The following is a 21185-nucleotide window of genomic DNA, read 5'->3' as shown; positions in this document are numbered from 1 at the left end:
GCGGCTCAGGGCTTGATGCTGACCTTCGAGTAGTCCTGGCGACCGAACGGGCTGACCTGATACCCATGGACATCCTTGCGCGTCAGGGCGAAGGCGGTCGGGTGGGCAAGCGGTAGCCACAGGGCCTGCTGCTGGATCTGGGTTTGCGCCTGCTGGTAAAGCTTGCTGCGCACGCCCTGCTCGGTGGTGGTCTTGCCGGCGGTGATCAGCTTGTCCAGGCCGGGGTCGCAGTAGCGGGCGAAGTTGGTCCCGGACTTCACCGCCGCGCAGGTGAACTGCGGGGTGAGGAAGTTATCCGGATCGCCGTTGTCGCCGGCCCAGCCCATGAACAGCAGGTCGTGCTCGCCGGCCTTGGCCCGACGGATCAGTTCGCCCCATTCGATCACGCGGATCTCCGCCTGGATCCCGACTTGTGCCAAGTCTGCTTGCAGCTGTTGCGCGCCCAGGCTCGGGTTGGGGTTCAACAAACTACCGGAAGGGCGGGTCCAGATCGTGGTCTGGAAGCCGTCTTTCAGGCCGGCCTTGGCCAGCAATTGGCGGGCCTTCGCCGGATCATGGGCGTAACCCGGCAGCTCCTTGGCGTAGCTCCAGGTGTTGGGCGGGAAGGGGCCGTTGGCGGGTTCGGCGGTATTTTCGAAGACCGCTTTCAGGTAGTTGGCCTTGTCGAAGGCGAGGTTGATGGCCTGGCGTACTTCAGGTTTGTCCAGCGGTGGGTGCTGGCTGTTGATGGCGACGAACGCGGTCATGAAGGCCGCGGTTTTCTCGACCTTGAGCGCAGGCTCCTCAAGCGCGGCGGTCACGTCCAGCGGCTTGGGCGACAGGGCGATCTGGCATTCGTTGCGGCGCAGCTTCTGCAGGCGCACGTTGGCGTCCGGGGTGATGGCGAAGATCAGCGAATCCACCGCCGGCTTGCCGGCAAAATAGTCGGGGTTGGCCTTGTAGCGGATCGATGCGTCCTTCTGGAAGCGGCCGAACACGAAGGGGCCGGTGCCGATCGGCTGGCTGTTGAGCTTGTCCTGGGTGCCGGCTTTGAGCAACTGGTCGGCGTATTCGGCGGAGTAGATCGACGCAAACCCCATGCTCAGGGTGGCGAGGAAGGTCGAATCGGCGTGGTCGAGGGTGAAGCGCAGGGTCAGCGGATCCAGGGCGTCGATCTTCTTGATCAGCGCCGGCAGCTGCAGCGACTGGGCATGGGGATAGCCGCTCTGCGCCACTTTATGCCAGGGGTTGGCCGGGTCGAGCATGCGGTCGAAGCTGAACTTCACGTCTTCGGCGGTCAGCTCGCGGCTCGGATTGAAATACGCGGTGCGATGAAACTTCACTTTCGGGTGCAGCTTGAACACATAGGTCAGGCCGTCGGCCGAGACTTCCCAGCTGTCGGCCAGGCTCGGTACCACCTTGCCGCTGCTGGCGTCGAACTCCACCAGGCGATTCATCAGCACGTCGGCCGAGGCGTTGGTGGTGGTCAGCGAGTTGTACTGCACTACGTCGAAACCTTCCGGGCTGGCCTCGGTGCACACGCTTAATGCGGCGGCGTGGGCCAGCGGGCTCAGAAGAAGAGGGGCGAACAGGAGCGGGAGGGCAGCGAGGCGCATGTTTGGCTTCCTTTGCAGATCGAAGGCCCATCTGCGAGTGCAGTCTGGAAAAAGGCTTACCCTAGTGGCCCCGTTGAAAAATGACTATCCCCTTTTTTCGCTCGTGGGCCGGATACGTTGGCATTTATTGCAGCGTCGAGCCTGTTGGCGGCCGGCAGTCATGGCCACATTAGGCATAAATTGACAGAGGTTTTTTCCATATATTGACGTGGAAGGAGCGGTGCGGTGGCTGTGCATGGTGATTCTGCCGCTTGTTTCACCCACGCAGAATTTATTCTGCGACGAGCGGTCAGCCATGGCGCCAGCCTTTGGTGCAGGCATCCGGAGCAAGAAAACAGGGACTTTTCGAAATCCAAAGCACACCGGCTGTTGTTGCTACGGGGTCTTTCTGGTATAAAGCAGCGCTCTTTTCTAGGGGCCCGGTTCCTTCGCTTGTAGGTGTAGCCGGTAAGACCCTAAAGAAACGCGGCGCCTGGCGCCAAATGACTGAGAGATTAAGCGGCCAACCCATGCCGGGTTGGGCATGTGGTTTTAGAGGGCTGAGGCATGTCGAGAGTCTGTCAAGTTACCGGTAAGGGTCCGGTGACTGGGAATAACATTTCCCACGCAAACAACAAAACCCGTCGTCGTTTCCTGCCGAACCTGCAGCATCACCGCTTCTGGGTTGAGTCCGAGAAACGTTTTGTGCGTCTGCGCGTATCTGCCAAAGGCATGCGTATCATCGACAAGCGTGGCATTGATGTCGTGCTGGCCGAACTTCGTCGCGATGGCAAGGTTTAAGGGAGCTAATCATGCGTGAATTGATTCGTTTGATTTCGAGCGCCGGTACTGGTCACTTCTACACTACCGACAAGAACAAGCGCACTACTCCGGACAAAATCGAGATCAAGAAATATGATCCGGTTGTTCGTAAGCACGTGATCTACAAGGAAGGCAAAATCAAGTAATTGATTTTTCTTCTGACAAAAAAACCCGCCTTCAAGCGGGTTTTTTTGTGCCTGCGATTCAGGCTTTCGGTTCGAAGATCACATAGATCTTGCGGCACGGTTCCAGCACCTCCCAGGTGCCGCGAAAGCCTGCGGGAATGACGAAGCGATCGCCGGCGCGCAAGGTCTTGGCATTGCCTTCGCCGTCACGCAGGACCGAAACCCCCTGCACGATCTCGCAGTACTCGTGCTCGGTGTAGTTCACCGTCCACTGGCCGATCGCGCCTTCCCACACCCCGGCGTTCATCTGGCCGCACGGACTGTTGTAGTGGTTGAAGACGGTTTGCTCAGGGTCGCCCTTGAGGACTTTTTCCTGGGCGGGGCGATACCGCTCGGCCGCAGTGTTGGCCTGATTGAAGTCGACGATGTCCTGGATGCTCATGCTGGTATTCCCCCCTGATTGCGCTGCGAATGGCTGGAAAGCCCAAAGTCTATGTTTATTAAAATGAACATAGCAATGGCGTTTTCCTGGCCGCTGTCAAATATATTGAAACTTCGGGTGCCGCTGGTTTAGGGTGGCGAATGCCATGGGCCGAAGCAGGCTGGCCGGGCAGAATTCCTGAAGGTGCCGGCATCGATCGCGTGGCGCCTGTATCCAACAAGAGGAGGACACTCGCATGACCACCCTGACTCGAGCCGATTGGGAGCAACGCGCCCGCGAGCTGAAAATCGAAGGCCGCGCCTACATCAATGGCGAATACACCGCCGCCGTTTCCAACGAAACCTTCGAATGCATCAGCCCGGTCGATGGCCGTCTGCTGGCCAGTATTGCCAGCTGTGACGCCGCCGACGCACAACGTGCCGTGGAAAACGCCCGCGCCACTTTCAATTCCGGTGTCTGGTCGCGCCTGGCGCCGGCCAAGCGCAAGGCCACCATGATTCGTTTTGCCGGCCTGCTGAAGAAGCATGCCGAAGAACTGGCCCTGCTCGAAACCCTGGACATGGGCAAGCCGATCAGCGACTCGCTGAGTATCGACGTTCCCGGCGCGGCGCAAGCGCTGAGCTGGAGCGGCGAAGCCATCGACAAGATCTACGACGAAGTCGCCGCCACGCCCCACGACCAACTGGGCCTGGTGACTCGCGAGCCGGTGGGCGTGGTCGGCGCCATCGTGCCGTGGAACTTTCCGTTGATGATGGCCTGCTGGAAGCTCGGGCCGGCGCTGTCCACCGGTAACTCGGTGATCCTCAAGCCGTCGGAAAAATCGCCGCTGACCGCTATCCGCATCGCCGCGCTGGCTGTCGAGGCCGGGATCCCGGCGGGCGTGCTCAACGTGCTGCCAGGTTATGGCCACACCGTGGGTAAGGCCCTGGCCCTGCACATGGATGTCGATACCCTGGTGTTCACCGGTTCGACCAAGATCGCCAAGCAACTGATGGTCTACTCCGGCGAGTCGAACATGAAGCGTGTCTGGCTGGAGGCGGGCGGCAAGAGCCCGAACATCGTGTTCGCCGATGCCCCGGACCTGCAGGCAGCGGCCGAATCCGCGGCCAGCGCGATAGCCTTCAACCAGGGCGAAGTCTGCACCGCCGGTTCGCGTCTGCTGGTGGAGCGTTCGATCAAGGATAAATTCCTGCCGCTGGTGATCGAGGCCCTCAAGGCCTGGAAACCGGGCAACCCGCTGGACCCGGCCACCAACGTCGGCGCGCTGGTGGATACCCAGCAGATGAACACCGTGCTGTCGTACATCGAGTCCGGTCATGCCGACGGCGCCAAGCTGGTGGTGGGCGGCAAGCGCACCCTGCAGGAAACCGGCGGGACCTACGTTGAGCCGACCATCTTCGACGGTGTCAGCAACGCAATGAAGATCGCCCAGGAAGAGATCTTCGGCCCGGTGCTCTCGGTCATCGCCTTCGACACCGTGGAAGAAGCCATCCAGATTGCCAACGACACGCCTTATGGCCTGGCCGCGGCGGTATGGACGGCCAATATCTCCAAGGCTCACCTGACCGCCAAGGCTCTGCGGGCCGGCAGTGTCTGGGTCAACCAGTATGACGGCGGCGACATGACCGCGCCCTTCGGCGGCTTCAAGCAGTCGGGCAACGGTCGTGACAAGTCGTTGCACGCGTTCGACAAGTACACCGAACTGAAGGCGACCTGGATCAAGCTGTAATTCAAGGGGCGCGGATATCGGGCGTCTGAACAGACGCCACCCCGCGCACCGTTACCCGATCCATATCGCAGCCGGACTTTCCGCAGGGGAGGTCCGGCTGCGTTGTCTCTGTATTAAAAAAACCATCCACAGGAGCGTGGAAATGCGCTGGGCAACTTATTTCGCCGTTTTGGCGGCTGTCCTGAGTGTGGGGCTGGCCTTGGGCGTGAGCATGCCGCTGGTGTCGTTCCGCCTGGAGAGCTGGGGATATGGGCCCTTTGCAATCGGCGTGATGGCCTCGATGCCGGCGATTGGCGTCTTGCTCGGGGCGAAGGTGTCCAGCCGCCTGGCGGCACGCTTCGGCACGGCGGGGCTGATGCGCCTGTGCCTGTGGGGCGGGGCGATCTCCATTGGCCTGCTGGCGCTGTTGCCGAGTTATCCCTTATGGCTGGTGCTGCGGCTGATGATCGGCGTGGTGCTGACCATCGTCTTCATCCTCGGCGAAAGCTGGATCAACCAGTTGGTGGTGGAGCAGTGGCGCGGTCGCCTGGTGGCGCTGTATGGCAGTAGCTATGCCTTGAGCCAATTGGCTGGCCCGCTGCTGCTGGGCGCCTTGGGCACCGAGCATGACTACGGTTTCTGGGTGGGCGTTGTGCTGCTGGTGGTGTCGCCTCTGTTGCTGATGGGCCGCAGCGGCGCGCCGAGCAGCGAGTCTTGCAGCGTGACCTTCGGTGATCTGTGGCGCTTCTGTCGTGGCCTGCCGGCCATTGGCTGGGCGGTGGCGCTGTTCGCCGCGTTCGAGGCGATGATCCTGACCCTGTTGCCGGTCTATTGCCTGCGCCAGGGGTTTACCGAGGACATTGCCCTGGCGATGGTCAGCACCGTTGTGGTGGGCGATGCCTTGTTGCAACTGCCCATCGGCGCCCTGGCCGATCGCGTATCGCGGCGCGCCTTGTTCGCCGGCTGCGCGGTAATCCTGCTGCTGTCGAGCCTGACCATTCCGTTGCTGCTCGACACCCTGCTGATCTGGCCGCTGTGGGTGCTGTTCGGCGCCAGCGCCGGTGGCCTGTTCACCTTGTCGCTGATCCTGATCGGCGAGCGCTACCGCGACGATGCGCTGGTGCGTGCCAATGCCCACGTCGCCCAGCTGTGGGGCATTGGCTGCCTGATCGGGCCGCTGGTGGCGGGGGCGGGCAGCCAGTGGGTCAGCGGGCATGCCTTGCTGTTGCTGATGGCGGCCGGGGCCCTGGGGCTGATTGTGCTGTTGTTGCGCGAAGGCGCGTTTGGCGCGGCCCAGCCACAAACCCTGTAGGAGCGAGGCTTGCCCGCGATAAGGGGCTGACAGTCAACAGCCTGGCTGAGTGTGATTCCGCCATTGCGAGCCAGCTTGTTCCTACAGGCGCTCAGAGCATCCGTTCGAGGCCGATGGTATTGCTCATCCAGGCATTGAAGCGCCGCCACCAGCTGCCAGGCTCGCGGGTCAGGGTGTGCAGTTGCTGGTTGTCTTCGGTGACCCAGACCAGCTTGCCGTCCTGCAGCTTCGCCTCGTAGCTCAGGGCCGGCGCCATGCCTTGCAGCGCCAGGCCGCGAACGCGTTCGGCCAGCTCGGGGCTGTCCACCAGCACCCCGACTTCGGTGTTCCACAGCACCGAGCGCGGGTCGAAATTGAAGGAGCCGATAAAGGATTTCTGGCGGTCGAAAATCATCGCCTTGCTGTGCAGGCTGGAGTCCGAGCCAGGATACGACGCGCTATGGAACAGATGAGGACCGCTGCCGCCGCCGTTACCGGGTTGGCGTCGCAGTTCATAGAGTTTCACGCCGTGTTGCAGCAGCGCCTTGCGATACGGCGCGTAGCCGCCGTGGACCGCCGGCACGTCGGTGGCTTCCAGGGAGTTGGTCAGCAGGCTCACCGCAACCCCGGCGTCGGCACGTCCGGTGAGGTAGACCAGGCCTGGCTGGCCGGGGACGAAATAGGCCGAAACCATCATCAACTCTTTACTGACGCTCTGTAGCTCCGGCGCCAGCTGGGTGGTCAACAGCAGGTGCGGGTCGGGCTCGCCGTTGGACAGGACCTTGCTGGGGGCATCCCACAGCGCCTGGTTCCAGGCCCAGATCAGCTCTTTGCGCCAGACGTCCATGCGTGGCTGGGTCCGATAGGCCTTGAGTTCCTGGAACAGGGCATGGTCCTGCTGCTGGGCGTCGTCCAGCGATTGCTGCAGGCGCAGCCGGGTGTTGGCCAGCTCCCTGGCCGATGGCAGGCGCGACATAAACTCGCCGATGGGTTTGCTCAGGGCGCTGTTCCAGTACTGGTCGAAGCTGTTCCCGAGCTGTTCGGCCACCGGGCCGAAACCGAGGATGTCGATGTCGGTGAAGTTCAGGTTGGGTTCGGCGTCGAAGTACTCGTCCCCCAGGTTGCGCCCGCCAACGATGGCCGCGCTGTTGTCCGCCAGCCACAGTTTGTTGTGCATGCGTCGATGTTGCAGCGACAGGTTGAACAGACGACCCATGGTACGGGTCACGCCAGTGCTGCGCCCCAGGTGCAGGGGGTTGAACAGGCGGATCTGTATCCGCGGATGGGCGGCGAGGGTGGCCATGATCTGGTCCAGGCCGTCGCTGGTGGTGTCGTCCAGCAGAATGCGGATGCGCACGCCGCGGTCGGCGGCCTTGAGCAGTTCGTCCACCAGCATCCGGGTGCTGATGCCGTCATGGACGATGTAGTACTGCAGGTCGAGGCTGCTTTGGGCGTTGCGGATCAGCTCGGCGCGGGCCATGAAGGCTTCGCTGCTGTCGGACAGCAGGCGAAAGCCCGAGCGTCCCTGATAGGGGGCGGCCTGGGCCTGGATCGAGCGACCGAAGGCCGAGTCGGCGGCCGGCAGTGCCTGGCTGGGCTCGTGAGGCACATCGAGGCTGACGCAGCCGCTCAGGCACAGCGCGATCAGCATAAGGAAGGCCAGGGCCTGTCTGGATCTCAAGTCAGCTCATCTCGAATCGCTGCGATGGTCTAGCTGTGACGCCGGTTTCACAGGAAAAGGTCAGTCCGTTGCGCAATCTTCAGCCAGCAGCTTGATGGCGGCTGCGCCGACTTTGCGCACGGCTTCCTCGATCTGTGCCGTTGGCTTGGCAGCGTAGTTCATCCGCAGGCAGTTGCGGTACTTGCCCGAGGCCGAAAAGATGCTGCCCACGGCAATCTGCACGCCCTGGCCGAGCAGCGCGCGGTTCAGGCGCAGGGTATCGAAACCTTCCGGCAGTTCGACCCACAGCATGAACCCGCCTTGCGGCCGGCTGGCGCGGGTACCCGTGGGGAAATAGCGGCTGACCCAGTCGATCATCAGGTCGCGATTGCGCTGGTACTGGGTGCGCATGCGCCGCAGGTGCGGCTCGAAATTGCCGCTCTTGAGGAACTCGGCGATGGCGATCTGCGGCTGCGGCGCGGTGGAGCCGGTGCTGATGTATTTCATGTGCAGCACTCGTTCCAGATAGCGCCCGGGGGCGACCCAGCCGATGCGCAGGCCCGGCGCCAGGGTCTTGGAGAAGGAGCTGCACAGCAGCACCCGGCCATCGTCGTCGAACGACTTGATGGTCCGCGGGCGCGGGTAGGTGTAGGACAGCTCGCCATACACATCGTCTTCGATGATCGCCACATCGAAGCGCTGGGCCAGGGTCAGCAGGGCCCGCTTGCGCGACTCCGGCATGATATAGCCCAGCGGGTTGTTGCAGTTGGGGGTCAACTGTATGGCCTTGATCGGCCATTGCTCCAGGGCCAGTTCCAGGGCGTCGAGGCTGATGCCGGTGAGTGGGTCGGTGGGGATTTCCAGGGCCTTCATGCCCAGGCCCTTGAGGGTCTGCATGGCGCCGTGGAAGCTCGGCGAGTCGACGGCGACGATATCCCCGGGCTCGCAGGTGGCACGGATGCTGGTGGACAAGGCTTCATGGCAGCCGGTGGTGATCACCAGGTCGTTGGCGCCGAGCTGGCAGCCGGAATCGAGCATCAGCCGCGCCAGCTGTTCACGCAGTTCGTGCACGCCGTAGATGGTGTCGTAATACAGACCGGGCATGTCCTGGCGCCGGCTGATGCGGGCGAGCCCGCGCAGCAGGGGCTTGAGGGTCGGGCTGGTGACGTCGGGCATGCCGCGGCCCAGCTGGACGATGTCCTTGCGCGGCACGCTGCGGATCAGTTCCAGCACCTGGTCCCACTGCGAAATCTCCACCGGCCGCTGCGCCGGGCGACCCACTGCGGGCAGTGCCGGCAGCTCGCGGCTGACCGGCACGAAGTAGCCGGACTTGGGCTTGGGCGTCGCCAGGCCGCTGTCTTCCAGCACCCGATAAGCCTGCTGCACGGTACTCAGGCTGACCCCGTGTTCGACACTCAAGGCCCGTACCGAGGGCAGTCGGTCGCCGGGGCGATAGAAGCCTTGTTCGATACGTGTGCCCAGCAGTTCGGCGAGATTGACATACAGGGTCATGGCGCAGCCTCGGGGTGATTGAATCGGGTAACCAGTACAGATGGCGCAAAATTACAGGATTCAGCCCGGATAGGGGAAATTCTGTATGGAGATAATAGCGGTACTTTGAATCTGTAATGGTTTTTGGCTCCCGCGCATGATGTCTGCTCATAGCGACCCAAGTAAACAGGAGCAGCAAAAATGAACGGCTTGAGCGATGTGCGTCTGTCGTTACACAGTCAGGAACTGGCGGCTGGGCAGGAGCGGGCAGCAGGGGCGACGTCCGTCCACAATGCGCCGTCCGGCCTCGGTCTCTGGGGCCTGTACTGGCATCGACTGCGTACACGCAAGGCACTGCTTGAGCTGACCACCGAACAGTTGCGCGATATCGGCCTGAGTCGCGAACAGGCGCGGCAGGAAGGGCTCAAGCCGTTCTGGCGGCTTTGAAAGCCCTCGCGATCGGTAGCCGCTGGCGCAGCCTGCGATCGGTTGCGCAGCGACCGCAAAAGGCCGCATCCGATTTCCCCGGATGCGGCCTTTTTCATACCTGTCGTGTGGCGGCTATAGATGCCTTCAGACCAGTTCTTTCAACCGATGCCAGAGCATCCCCAGCGCCAGCAGCGGCGAACGCAGGTGCTTGCCGCCCGGGAAGGTGATGTGCGGGACCTGGGCGAACAGATCGAAACCACCGCCCTGCTGGCCGCTGATGGCTTCGGCCAGCAACTTACCGGCCAGGTGCGTGGCATTCACGCCGTGGCCCGAGTAGGCCTGAGCGTAATACACATTGGGCTGGTCTTTTAGGCGGCCGATCTGCGGCAGGCGGTTGGCGCCGATGCCGATCATGCCGCCCCATTGATAGTCGATCTTCACCGCTGCCAGTTGCGGAAACACCTGCAGCATCTTCGGCCGCATATAAGCGGCAATGTCCCGCGGGTCGCGGCCGGAATAGTGGCAGGCGCCGCCGAACAGCAAGCGCCGGTCGGCCGAAAGGCGGTAATAGTCCAGGGCCACCCGCTGGTCGCAGACCGCCATGTTCTGCGGCAACAGGGCGTGGGCCAGCTCTTCGCTCAAGGGTTCGGTGGCGATGATGTAACTGCCGGCGGGCAGCACCTTGCCACCCAGTTGCGGGTTGAGATCGTTGAGGTAGGCGTTGCAGCCCAGCACCAGGGTGTTGGCGCGCACCGAGCCCTGGGCGGTATGGATCTTGACCTGCGGCCCGTAATCGATGCGGGTCACGGCCGAGTGTTCGAACAGGCGCACGCCCAGTTGCTGCGCGACCGCGGCTTCGCCCAGGGCCAGGTTCAGCGGGTGCAGGTGCCCCGAGCCCATGTCGATCAGGCCGCCGACGTAACGGTCGGAACCCACCACGCTGTGCATCTCGTTGGCTTGCAGCAGGCGGGTTGCATGGCGATAGCCCAGGTCGCGCAACTCCTGGGCATCTTCGGCGAAACCTTCGAGGTCGCGCGGTTTGTTGGCCAGGTCGCAATAACCCCAGGTCAGGTCGCAAGGGATCTGGAAGCGTTCGATACGCTGGCGGACGATTTCCACTGCTTCCAGGCCCATCAGTTTCATCTGGCGTACGCCGTCTTCGCCGATTATTGAGGCGAACTGCTCGAGGCCGTGACCCACTCCGCGAATCAGTTGCCCACCGTTGCGCCCGCTGGCGCCCCAGCCGATCTTGCGCGCTTCCAGCAGAATGACGCTGAGCCCGCGCTCGGCCAGCTCGATCGCGGTGTTGAGCCCGGAGAAGCCGCCGCCGACCACGCATACGTCCGCCTGATGCTCGCCGGCCAGCGCCGGATAATCGGGCTGGGGCAGGCTGCTGGCGGCGTAGTAGGAGGCGGGGTGCGAATGGCCTGGCCCCGACGGCTGAACACGGGTGTTCATGTGGATCATCCTGATTCGTGTGTTTGGAAAATTTGACGGAGCATAAGCCGGACCTTTCCGGCGCGGCAACATTGGTCGGCCAGTGCTGTCTGCCACAAGGCTTTTAGGGCAAAATCGCGGCCTCTCCAGACTCCCGGTAAACGCTTCGATGAGCTGCAACAGCCAGAAAATCCGCACGCTCCGACAGCAGATCCCCTCGTTCGAGTGCGTGCCCGGCTGTCACGACTGCTGTGGTCCGGTCACCACTTCGACCGAAGAGATGTCGCGCCTGCCGCGCAAGACCCGGGCCGAGCAGGACGCGGCGATGGAAGAGCTGAACTGTGTGCACCTGGGGCCCAATGGCTGCACGGTGTATGACGAGCGGCCGCTGATCTGTCGCCTGTTCGGCACCACGCCGAGCCTGCCATGCCCCAATGGCCGGCGCCCGGTGGAGCTGATCCACCCGCGGGTGGAGAAGCAGATCCATGAATACATGGCGAGCACCCGGCAGGTGCTGGTCTGATCCAGAGCCATCGCGGGCAAGCCTCGCTCCTACAGATTGCACCGGTCCCGTAGGAGCGGCCGGTCGACGCTCGATTGCCCGCGATAGCGATTACCCTGACAACACTGGTCCCGGCTCGTTGCAATCAATCCGGAATCGGCAGGCTCAGGCTCTCTTTCACCTCTTCCATCACGATATAGCTCTTGGATTCGCGCACGTGGGGCAGCTTGAGCAGGATGTCGCCCAGCAGTTTGCGGTACGAGGCCATTTCGGAAATCCGCGCCTTCACCAGGTAGTCGAAGTCCCCCGACACCAGATGGCATTCCAGTACATGCGGCAGTTTCAGCACGGCGCGGCGGAACTCCTCGAAGGTGTCGCCGGACTTGTAGTCCAGGCTGATTTCGACGAACACCAGCAGGCTACCCTTGAGGTGCTGCGGGTTGAGCCGGGCGTTGTAGCCCATGATGATGCCTTCGCGCTCCAGGCGGCGGACCCGCTCGGTGCACGGCGTGGTCGACAGCCCGACCTTTTCCCCCAGCTCGGTAAAGGAGATGCGCCCATCGGCCTGCAGGATGCGCAGGATATTGCGATCGATCTTGTCTAGCTCGCGCTTCGTCTGGTGGTTGGTACGCATAGGGGATGCGCCTCCGTGAAAAGGGTTTTTGCCGAGAATTCTCGCCAAATATAGGCGTTTATATAGTGAAAAGCACTGGCCGTTGCTTTTTATACTGCGCGCATCTTCGCTCTGAATAACAAACGTCAGCGGTTATCCGCGATGAGGGATATAAAAATGCGCGTTCTGGTCTTGGGTAGCGGCGTGATCGGTACCACCAGTGCCTACTATCTGGCCCGTGCCGGTTTCGAAGTGACCGTCGTCGACCGTCAGCCGGCCGTCGCGATGGAAACCAGCTTCGCCAACGCCGGCCAGGTTTCGCCGGGTTACGCCTCGCCCTGGGCCGCGCCGGGCGTGCCGCTCAAGGCCATCAAGTGGCTGCTGCAGCGCCACGCGCCGCTGGCGATCAAGGCCACCGCCGACATCGATCAATACCTGTGGATGGCGCAGATGCTGCGCAACTGCACCGCTGCCCGCTATGCGGTGAACAAGGAGCGCATGGTCCGCCTGTCCGAGTACAGCCGCGACTGCCTCGACGAACTGCGCGCGGAAACCGGCATTGCCTATGAAGGCCGCAGCCTGGGGACAACCCAGCTGTTCCGCACCCAGGCGCAACTGGATGGCGCGGCCAAGGATATCGCCGTGCTCAAGGAATCCGGCGTGCCTTTCGAGCTGCTGGACCGTGAAGGCATCGCCCGCGTCGAGCCGGCCCTGGCCAGCGTGACCGACATCCTGGCCGGCGCCCTGCGCCTGCCGAACGACCAGACTGGCGACTGCCAGATGTTCACCACGCGCCTGGCGCAAATGTGCACCAAGCTGGGTGTGGAGTTCCGCTTCGACCAGGACATCCAGCGCCTGGATTTCGCTGGCGACCGCATCAACGGCGTCTGGATTGACGGCAAGCTGGAAACCGCCGACCGCTACGTGCTGGCCCTCGGCAGCTACTCGCCGCAACTGCTCAAGCCGCTGGGCATCAAGGCCCCGGTGTATCCGCTCAAGGGGTACTCGCTGACCGTGCCGATCACCAACCCGGCGATGGCCCCGACTTCGACCATCCTCGACGAAACCTACAAGGTGGCGATCACCCGTTTCGACAACCGTATTCGTGTTGGCGGCATGGCTGAAATCGCCGGTTTTGACCTCTCGCTGAACCCGCGTCGGCGCGAAACGCTGGAGATGATCGTCAACGATCTTTATCCTCAGGGCGGTGATCTGTCCCAGGCCAGTTTCTGGACCGGCCTGCGTCCCACCACCCCGGACGGCACGCCGATCGTTGGCGCCACGCCCATGCGCAACCTGTTCTTGAACACCGGTCATGGCACGCTTGGCTGGACCATGGCCTGTGGTTCCGGTCGTCTGCTGGCCGATCTGATGGCGAAGAAAAAGCCGCAGATCAGCGCCGAAGGTCTCGATATTTCTCGTTACGGTAATCCTCAGGAGCCTGCAAAACATGTCAATCCAGCGCCAGCTCACCAATGAGCGCATGAGCCAGATCGTCGTCCACAGCGGTACCGTGTATCTGGCCGGGCAAGTCGGCGACGACCTGAACGCGGGGATTGAGCAGCAGACCCGTGAAACCCTCGCCAACATCGAGCGTTTGCTGGACCTGGCCGGCACCGACAAGTCGCGCCTGCTGTCGGTGACCATCTACCTGAAGGACATCGATGCGCACTTCGCCGGGATGAACAGCGTATGGGACCAGTGGCTGCCGAAAGGCGTCGCCCCGGCCCGCGCAACCGTCGAAGCCAAGCTCTGCGAACCGGAAATCCTGGTCGAGTTGTCCGTCGTGGCCGCTCTGCCTTAAGCAAGATCCCTCTCCCGGTGCTGTTAATGGATGGCTCACGCCATCCGCCAGCGCCGGTTTTTTCTTCCCACATGACCGCCTAGAAGTCTGCCGCCATGCGTCCTGCCCGTGCCCTGATCGATCTTCACGCCCTGCGTCACAACTACCAACTGGCCCGCGAAGCCTCGCCGGGCGCCCGTGCGCTCGCGGTGATCAAGGCCGATGCCTATGGCCATGGCGCGGTGCGCTGTGCCCAGGCGCTGGAAGCCGAGGCCGACGGCTTTGCCGTGGCCTGTATCGAAGAAGCCTTGGAGCTGCGGGCGGCGGGGATTCGCGCGCCGATATTGCTGCTTGAAGGTTTTTTCGAGGCCGATGAGCTGGACCTGATCGTCGAACATGATTTCTGGTGCGTGGTGCATTCGCTGTGGCAGCTGGAGGCCATCGAGCAGGCCACCGTCGCCAAGCCGCTGACGGTATGGCTCAAGCTGGATTCGGGCATGCACCGCGTCGGCCTGCATCCCAAGGATTACCAGTCGGCCTATCAGCGGCTGCTGGCCAGCGGCAAGGTGGCGAAGATCGTATTGATGAGCCACTTCGCCCGCGCCGACGAGCTCAGTTGCAGCAGCAGCGACGAGCAGGTCGCGGTGTTCGAGGCGGCGCGCCAGGGCTTGTCCGCCGAGATCAGCCTGCGCAACTCGCCAGCCGTGCTCGGCTGGCCGCACATTCCCAGCGACTGGGTGCGCCCCGGCATCATGCTGTATGGCTCGACCCCGTTCGAAGAACCGCATCCACTGGCCGCGCGCCTGCAACCGGTGATGACCCTGGAGTCGAAGGTGATCTGCGTGCGCGAACTGCCGGCCGGCGAACCGGTGGGGTACGGCGCCAAATTCGTCACACCACGGCCGATGCGGATCGGTGTGGTGGCCATGGGGTATGCCGATGGTTATCCGCGGCATGCGCCGACCGGTGCGCCGGTGCTGGTGGCGGGGCAGCGTACCCAGCTGCTCGGCCGGGTTTCCATGGACATGCTGTGCATCGACCTGACCGAGGTGCCAGAGGCCGGGCTGGGTTCTACCGTCGAGTTGTGGGGCAAGAACATCCTCGCCAGCGAGCTGGCGGCCGCCGCCGATACCATTCCTTACCAGCTGTTCTGCAACCTGCGCCGGGTGCCACGCGTCTATTCCGAGGGCTGAGCGGCACAGTGCATTGCCGAAAGTCGCCTTGCTCCCTGGGATTGGGGCCCAAGTGTTGTAAATACTGAACGCTATCGCCATGATAACGCTCAACTACAACAACGCCTGATCCCTAGGAGGCTGCCGCATTGGACGTCGGTGAACGACTGCAATCCATCCGTAAACTCAAAGGCCTTTCCCAGCGTGAACTCGCCAAGCGCGCGGGCGTCACCAACAGCACCATTTCGATGATCGAGAAGAACAGCGTCAGCCCCTCGATCAGTTCGCTGAGAAAGGTTCTTGGCGGCATTCCCATGTCGATGGTCGAGTTTTTCTCGGAAGAAATCCTCCAGGAAAAACCCACCCAGATCGTCTACAAAGCCAACGAGTTGATCGATATTTCCGATGGCGCGGTGACCATGAAGCTGGTGGGCCGGGCGCATCCGAGCCGGGCGATCGCTTTTCTCAACGAGATCTATCCGCCGGGCGCCGATACCGGTGAAGAGATGCTCACCCATGAAGGCGAAGAAACCGGGATTCTCGTGGAAGGACGCCTGGAGCTGGTGGTGGGTCTTGAGACATTCGTGCTCGAAGCCGGTGACAGCTACTATTTCGAAAGCACCAAGCCGCACCGTTTCCGTAATCCTTTCGATGCACCCGCGCGACTAATCAGCGCAGCCACGCCCGCGAACTTCTAATAGAAGAGGCGTCCTGCAAGGATTGCAGCGGTGCCCGAAGCAGCATTTCGCCTCTCTCTAATCCCCCTTTGAATCTAGGGTTGTTTCGGAGTGGCGGGCTAACCGCTATACTTGCGCCCGCCCGCGAAACCGTGGCCGTGGGCGTGACTAGCCACCATTGAGGGTGTACGCGTGAACCTAATTATGAAAATGCTGGCTGCACCAGCAACCGTATTGGCCCTCTGGGCTGTCAGCGCTCAAGCTGCGACCAACGACGACATTGCCAAGCGCCTCGAGCCGGTTGGCCAGGTCTGCGTCCAGGGTCAGGAATGCAAGGGTATGGAAGTCGCTGTTGCCGCCGGTGGCGGTGGTGCGAAGACTCCAGACGAAGTGATTGCCAAGCATTGCAATGCTTGCCACGGCTCCGGCCTGTTGGGCGCGCCGAAAATCGGCGACGCCGCTGCCTGGAAAGAGCGCGCGGATCACCAGGGTGGCCTCGACGGCATCCTGGCCAAGGCCATTACCGGTATCAACGCGATGCCGCCTAAAGGCACCTGCGCCGACTGCTCCGATGAAGAGCTCAAAGGCGCCATCCAGAAGATGTCCGGTTTGAAATAAGCACGGATCTTGCGCAAAAAAAGCCGCTCACGAGCGGCTTTTTTCATGCCTGCGATTCGGCCGCTACTGTTCATTGCAGCAAAGACCCGGCAAGCTCGGTCCAACCTCAAATTCATGGAAGGTTCTGGAGGATCGGATGGTGCAGTCATGTTCTATCGAGCGGGCGGTCGATGAGGTCCTGGCACGCTTGCCGGCGCATATTCACCTGGGCATGCCTCTGGGGCTGGGCAAACCCAACCGCTTCGCCAATGCCCTGTATCGTCGCATCGCGCAACTGCCCGAGCGCCAACTGACCATTTACACCGCCCTGAGCCTGGGCCGCCCGCCGCTGGGCGATGGCCTGCAACGGCGCTTCCTCGAGCCTTTCATCGAGCAGGTCTTCGGCGACTACCCCGAGCTGGACTTCCTCGCCGACCTGCACCGCAACCAGGTGCCGGCCAATATCCATATCGAACAGTTCTTCATGCAGCCCGGCAGCCTGCTCAACAGCCCGGCGGCGCAGCAGGATTATGTCTGCAGCAACTACAGCCACGCCGCGCGCGACATCAATGCCGCCGGCCTGAACCTGATCGCGCAACTGGTGGCCCGGGACCCGCAACAGGCCGACCGCCTGAGCCTGAGTTGCAACCCGGACATCACCCTCGACCTGTTGCCGATGATCGCCGAGCGGCGTGCCGCCGGCGAAACCATCCTGCTGCTGGGCCAGGTGCATCGCGACCTGCCTTATATGCCGGGCGACGCCGAAATCGACGCCACCACCTTCGACCTGTTGATCGACGAAGAGGAGGGCAGCACGCTGTTTTCCACGCCGAACATGCCGGTGGGGTTCCAGGATCACTTTATCGGCCTGCACGCCAGCACCCTGGTGCGCGACGGCGGCACCCTGCAGATCGGCATCGGCTCCATGGGCGATGCATTGACGGCGGCGTTGCTGGCACGCCAGGCGGACAACGACGGTTATCGGGCGCTGCTGGCGGACCTGGAGATCCAGGGCTGGAAGCCGTTGATCGAGCGCGAAGGCGGGGTGGAGCCTTTCGCCAAGGGCCTGTATGGCTGCAGCGAGATGTTCGTCAACGGCCTGCTGGCCCTGGCCGATGCCGGCATCGTACGGCGCAAGGTCTACCCTTCGGTGGCCCTGCAGCAACAGGCCAACGCCGGGACCCTGGATGAAAACCAGGCGCTGGGCGGGGTATCGGTGCATGGCGGCTTTTTCCTCGGGCCGCGCAGCTTCTACCAGCGCCTCAGGGGTCTGCCCAAGAGCAAGCTCGGCGAGTTCAACATGACCGCCATCAGCTACATCAACGAGCTGTACGGCCACGAAGAACTCAAGCGCCTGCAGCGCCTGGACGCGCGCTTTATCAACAGCTCGATCATGGTCACCCTGCTGGGCGCCGGGGTGGCGGATCAGCTGGAAGACGGCCGGGTGCTCAGTGGCGTCGGCGGACAATACAACTTTGTCGCCCAGGGCCATGCGCTGCGAGGCGCGCGCTCGATCCTGATCCTGCGCAGCTGGCGCGAATCCGCGGGCCTGGTCAGCTCCAACATCGTCTGGGAATACGGCCACTGCACCATCCCGCGGCACCTGCGGGACATTGTGGTCACCGAGTACGGTATCGCCGATCTGCGCGGCAAGACCGATGCGAAGGTCATCGAAGCGCTGCTCAATATCAGCGACTCGCGTTTTCAGCCGGGCCTGATCGAACAGGCGCAGAAGGCCGGCAAGCTGCCCAGGGATTTCCGCCTCGATCCGCGTTTTACCGACAACCAGCCACAACGCCTGCTGGCGATCCAGGCGCGGCACCGGCACCTGTTCCCGGAATATCCGTTGGGCAGCGACTTCAGCGCAGAGGAGCGGGATTTGCTGCGGGCGCTGAACTGGCTGAAGAGCAAGTTCAAGCTCAGCGAGATTCTCGAATTGGGCAAGGCGGCGCTGGATGCCCCACCGCCCGAGGCGTTTCCGGCGCATCTGCAGCGGATGCAGCTGGTGAAGCCCGATGGTTGGCGCGAGGAGATCTATCAGCGTTTGCTGCTGGCGGCGCTGCGGGAGACGGCGCAGGCATGAGGTAGACGCCTGGCGGCGTCATCGCGGGCAATCGAGCGTCGACCGGCTGCTCCTACAGAAGCGGGTGGTCTCTGTAGGAGCAAGGCTTGCCCGCGATCAAGGGCGAAGCCTCTTAGATAAAGGTCACCACGCCATCGGCCAGGGACTTGACCCGGGCCAGGGATTCCACGCGATAGCCTTGCGCGTCCAGTTCGGCGCGGCCGCCCTGGAACGACTTCTCGATCACGATGCCCAGGCCGGCCACGGTGGCGCCCGCCTGCTTGATGATCGAGATCAGCGCCTGGGACGCCTTACCGTTGGCCAGGAAGTCATCGATGATCAGCACGCGGTCGCTGCTGGTCAGGTGGCGAGGGGAGATCGCCACGGTGCTTTCGGTCTGCTTGGTGAACGAGTACACGGTCGCCGACAGCAGGTTCTCGGTCAGGGTCAGGGACTGGTGCTTGCGCGCGAAGATCACCGGTACGCCCAGGTTCAGGCCGGTCATGATCGCCGGCGCGATGCCCGAGGCTTCGATGGTGACGATCTTGGTGATGCCCGAGTCCTTGAACAGCGTAGCGAATTCGTCGCCGATCAGCTTCATCAAGGCCGGATCGATCTGGTGGTTCAGAAAGGCGTCGACTTTCAGGACCTGGTCGGAAAGCACGATGCCTTCTTCGCGGATTTTCTTGTGCAGTGCTTCCATGAAGCTTTCCTCTGTTGACGCCTTGTGCGCCTGAGCTCTGATAAAAGGTGTTCGGTTAAAAATGCTGCGGTTAAAAAATGGCCAATTCTAGCGCTTTAACATCGCCCGTATATCCGCCAGTGCGTTGTTGCCGCGCACGGCTTTGACTTCGGTCGGGGTGTCGTCGTTGCCTTCCCACGCCAGGTCGTCCGGCGGCAGTTCGTCGAGGAAGCGGCTGGGCGCGCAGTCGATGACTTCACCGTACTGCTTGCGCTTGGCGGCGAAGGTGAAGGCCAGGGTCTGGCGCGCGCGGGTGATGCCCACGTAGGCCAGGCGGCGTTCTTCCTCGATGGTGTCGGCTTCGATACTGGAACGGTGGGGGAGGATTTCCTCCTCCATGCCCATGATGAACACATAGGGGAATTCCAGGCCCTTGGAGGCATGCAGGGTCATCATCTGCACGCCTTCGGCGCCGTCTTCCTCTTCCTGCTGACGCTCCAGCATGTCGCGCAACACCAGTTTGCCGATGGCGTCTTCGACGGTCATTTCGCCGTCTTCGTCTTTTTCCAGGGTGTTCTTCAGCGCTTCGATCAGAAACCACACGTTACCCATGCGGTAGTCGGCGGCCTTGTCGCTGGAGCTGTTGGTGCGCAGCCAGTTCTCGTAGTCGATGTCCATGACCATGCTGCGCAGGGCGGAAATCGGGTCTTCGCCGGCGCACTGCTCGCGCACCTTGTCCATGAAGCGCTTGAAGCGCGCCAGGCGGTCGGTGAAGCGGCTGTCCAGGTGCTCGCCCAGGCCGATTTCGTCGGTGGCGGCGTACATCGAGATCTTGCGTTCGGTGGCGTAGTTGCCGAGTTTTTCCAGGGTGGTGGAGCCGATTTCCCGGCGCGGCACGTTGATCACCCGCAGGAAGGCGTTGTCGTCGTCCGGGTTCACGATCAGGCGGAAGTAGGCCATCAGGTCCTTCACTTCCTGGCGCCCGAAGAAGCTGTTGCCGCCCGACAGGCGATAGGGAATCTGGTGATGCTGCAGCTTCAGCTCGATCAGCTTGGCCTGGTAGTTGCCGCGATAGAGGATCGCGAAATCGCTGTAGGGCCGGTCGGTGCGCAAGTGCAGGCTGAGGATTTCCATCGCCACCCGCTCGGCCTCGGCGTCCTCGTTGCGGCAGCGGATCACGCGGATCTCGTCGCCATGGCCCATCTCGCTCCACAGCTGTTTCTCGAACTCGTGGGGGTTGTTGGAGATCAGCACGTTGGCGCAGCGCAGGATGCGGCTGGTGGAGCGGTAGTTCTGCTCGAGCATCACCACCTTCAAGGATGGGTAGTCTTCCTTGAGCAGCATCAGGTTTTCCGGGCGGGCGCCGCGCCAGGCGTAGATCGACTGGTCGTCGTCGCCCACTACGGTGAACTGGTTGCGCTTGCCGATGAGCATTTTCACCAGCAGGTACTGGCTGGCGTTGGTGTCCTGGTATTCGTCCACCAGCAGGTAGCGCACTTTGTTCTGCCACTTCTCCAGGATGTCGGCGTGTTCCTCGAACAGCTTCACCGGCAGCAGGATCAGGTCGTCGAAGTCCACCGCGTTGAACGCCTTGAGCGTGCGCTGGTAGTGGGTGTAGACGATGGCCGCGGTCTGCTCCTTGGGGTTGCGCGCGTTTTCCAGGGCCTGGGCCGGCAGGATCAGGTCGTTCTTCCAGGCACCGATCATGTTCTTGATCTCGTCGACGCCGTCGTCGCCCGAGTATTCCTTTTGCATGATGTCGGTCATCAGGGCCTTGACGTCGGTCTCGTCGAAGATCGAGAAGCCCGGCTTGTAGCCCAGCCGCACATGCTCCTTGCGGATGATGTTCAGCCCCAGGTTGTGGAAGGTCGACACGGTCAGGCCGCGGCCCTCGCCACTGCGCAGCAGGGTGCCGACCCGTTCCTTCATCTCCCGCGCGGCCTTGTTGGTGAAGGTCATGGCGACGATGTACTGCGCGCGAATGCCGCAGTTCTGGATCAGGTGGGCGATCTTGCGCGTGATTACACTGGTCTTGCCGGAGCCAGCACCGGCGAGCACCAAAAGAGGGCCGCCGACGTAGTTCACGGCTTCTTGCTGCCGGGGATTGAGTCGGGACAT

The 21185-nt window shown here is 62.6% G+C and carries 20 protein-coding genes; 12 read left to right on the top strand and 8 right to left on the bottom strand.

Annotated features, from left to right (window positions below):
• Window positions 1-5 precede the first annotated feature (5 nt).
• Window positions 6-1595 (bottom strand): ABC transporter substrate-binding protein, encoded by a 1590-nt coding sequence (locus AC3RCP_RS00100; RefSeq protein WP_492570574.1) that lies wholly within the window; start codon window positions 1593-1595, stop codon window positions 6-8.
• A 546-nt stretch (window positions 1596-2141) separates the two neighbouring features.
• Here AC3RCP_RS00100 and rpmB point away from each other — a divergent pair.
• Both rpmB and rpmG read left to right on the top strand, forming a co-directional pair.
• The gene (gene rpmB / locus AC3RCP_RS00095; protein ID WP_007921114.1) at window positions 2142-2375 is read left to right on the top strand and encodes a 50S ribosomal protein L28; all 234 of its coding nucleotides are present in this window, start codon (window positions 2142-2144) and stop codon (window positions 2373-2375) included.
• 11 nt (window positions 2376-2386) lie between these two features.
• Window positions 2387-2542 carry a 50S ribosomal protein L33 gene (gene rpmG, locus AC3RCP_RS00090; protein ID WP_003177274.1) on the top strand — a complete coding sequence of 52 codons (156 nt, stop codon included), beginning with the start codon at window positions 2387-2389 and terminating at the stop codon, window positions 2540-2542.
• 58 nt (window positions 2543-2600) lie between these two features.
• On the opposite strand, the gene AC3RCP_RS00085 is transcribed toward rpmG, so the two are convergent.
• A complete protein-coding gene (locus AC3RCP_RS00085) occupies window positions 2601-2963 on the bottom strand; it encodes a cupin domain-containing protein (RefSeq protein WP_007921102.1) in 363 nt (120 codons plus the stop codon).
• Between the two features lie 235 nt (window positions 2964-3198).
• Here AC3RCP_RS00085 and AC3RCP_RS00080 point away from each other — a divergent pair, with 235 nt between their 5' ends.
• A complete protein-coding gene (locus AC3RCP_RS00080) occupies window positions 3199-4692 on the top strand; it encodes an aldehyde dehydrogenase (RefSeq protein WP_457241726.1) in 1494 nt (497 codons plus the stop codon).
• 142 nt (window positions 4693-4834) lie between these two features.
• Window positions 4835-5983: an MFS transporter gene (locus AC3RCP_RS00075; RefSeq protein ID WP_492570575.1), complete on the top strand. Its 1149-nt coding sequence runs from the start codon at window positions 4835-4837 to the stop codon at window positions 5981-5983.
• 91 nt (window positions 5984-6074) lie between these two features.
• Here the strand turns inward: AC3RCP_RS00075 and AC3RCP_RS00070 are convergent, their stop codons facing one another.
• Window positions 6075-7613, bottom strand: a complete 1539-nt coding sequence (locus AC3RCP_RS00070) for a phospholipase D family protein (RefSeq protein ID WP_492570687.1) — start codon at window positions 7611-7613, stop codon at window positions 6075-6077.
• A 90-nt stretch (window positions 7614-7703) separates the two neighbouring features.
• Window positions 7704-9134 carry an aminotransferase-like domain-containing protein gene (locus AC3RCP_RS00065; RefSeq protein WP_007921095.1) on the bottom strand — a complete coding sequence of 477 codons (1431 nt, stop codon included), beginning with the start codon at window positions 9132-9134 and terminating at the stop codon, window positions 7704-7706.
• A gap of 180 nt (window positions 9135-9314) precedes the next feature.
• On the opposite strand from AC3RCP_RS00065, the gene AC3RCP_RS00060 reads away from it, so the two are divergent.
• Complete coding sequence (locus AC3RCP_RS00060; protein WP_007921094.1) at window positions 9315-9560, top strand: DUF1127 domain-containing protein; 246 nt, start codon at window positions 9315-9317, stop codon at window positions 9558-9560.
• Between the two features lie 126 nt (window positions 9561-9686).
• On the opposite strand, the gene AC3RCP_RS00055 is transcribed toward AC3RCP_RS00060, so the two are convergent.
• Window positions 9687-11000 (bottom strand): NAD(P)/FAD-dependent oxidoreductase, encoded by a 1314-nt coding sequence (locus AC3RCP_RS00055; RefSeq protein ID WP_492570576.1) that lies wholly within the window; start codon window positions 10998-11000, stop codon window positions 9687-9689.
• A 148-nt stretch (window positions 11001-11148) separates the two neighbouring features.
• Between AC3RCP_RS00055 and AC3RCP_RS00050 the strand changes: the two genes are divergently transcribed.
• Window positions 11149-11502, top strand: coding sequence for a YkgJ family cysteine cluster protein (locus tag AC3RCP_RS00050; RefSeq protein ID WP_007932445.1), 354 nt, complete (start codon window positions 11149-11151; stop codon window positions 11500-11502).
• Between the two features lie 124 nt (window positions 11503-11626).
• Here the strand turns inward: AC3RCP_RS00050 and AC3RCP_RS00045 are convergent, their stop codons facing one another.
• Entirely contained in the window at window positions 11627-12115 is a 489-nt protein-coding gene (locus AC3RCP_RS00045; protein WP_007932443.1) for an Lrp/AsnC ligand binding domain-containing protein, read from the bottom strand.
• A 156-nt stretch (window positions 12116-12271) separates the two neighbouring features.
• Here AC3RCP_RS00045 and dadA point away from each other — a divergent pair, with 156 nt between their 5' ends.
• The 6 genes from dadA to AC3RCP_RS00015 all read left to right on the top strand — a co-directional run bounded on the left by dadA (window position 12272) and on the right by AC3RCP_RS00015 (window position 18406).
• Complete coding sequence (gene dadA / locus AC3RCP_RS00040; protein WP_053263273.1) at window positions 12272-13573, top strand: D-amino acid dehydrogenase; 1302 nt, start codon at window positions 12272-12274, stop codon at window positions 13571-13573.
• A complete protein-coding gene (locus AC3RCP_RS00035; RefSeq protein WP_009046176.1) occupies window positions 13545-13898 on the top strand; it encodes a RidA family protein in 354 nt (117 codons plus the stop codon). Before dadA ends, AC3RCP_RS00035 begins: the two co-directional genes overlap by 29 nt.
• A 95-nt stretch (window positions 13899-13993) precedes the next feature.
• The gene (gene alr, locus AC3RCP_RS00030; protein ID WP_492570577.1) at window positions 13994-15070 is read left to right on the top strand and encodes an alanine racemase; all 1077 of its coding nucleotides are present in this window, start codon (window positions 13994-13996) and stop codon (window positions 15068-15070) included.
• 128 nt (window positions 15071-15198) lie between these two features.
• A complete protein-coding gene (locus tag AC3RCP_RS00025; protein ID WP_007932420.1) occupies window positions 15199-15747 on the top strand; it encodes a cupin domain-containing protein in 549 nt (182 codons plus the stop codon).
• Window positions 15748-15930: 183 nt separating this feature from the next.
• Window positions 15931-16344, top strand: coding sequence for a c-type cytochrome (locus AC3RCP_RS00020; protein WP_009046174.1), 414 nt, complete (start codon window positions 15931-15933; stop codon window positions 16342-16344).
• Between the two features lie 136 nt (window positions 16345-16480).
• Window positions 16481-18406: an acetyl-CoA hydrolase/transferase C-terminal domain-containing protein gene (locus tag AC3RCP_RS00015; protein WP_492570578.1), complete on the top strand. Its 1926-nt coding sequence runs from the start codon at window positions 16481-16483 to the stop codon at window positions 18404-18406.
• 112 nt (window positions 18407-18518) lie between these two features.
• Here the strand turns inward: AC3RCP_RS00015 and AC3RCP_RS00010 are convergent, their stop codons facing one another.
• Window positions 18519-19088, bottom strand: coding sequence for a xanthine phosphoribosyltransferase (locus AC3RCP_RS00010; RefSeq protein ID WP_007932417.1), 570 nt, complete (start codon window positions 19086-19088; stop codon window positions 18519-18521).
• An 87-nt stretch (window positions 19089-19175) separates the two neighbouring features.
• Window positions 19176-21185 carry a DNA helicase Rep gene (rep, locus tag AC3RCP_RS00005; protein WP_007932416.1) on the bottom strand — a complete coding sequence of 670 codons (2010 nt, stop codon included), beginning with the start codon at window positions 21183-21185 and terminating at the stop codon, window positions 19176-19178.

This window comes from Pseudomonas sp. GW822-FHT05A08, assembly GCF_058800485.1.
Note: the sequence above shows the minus strand (reverse complement) of the source record. Positions and strands in the feature narration are given on the sequence as shown.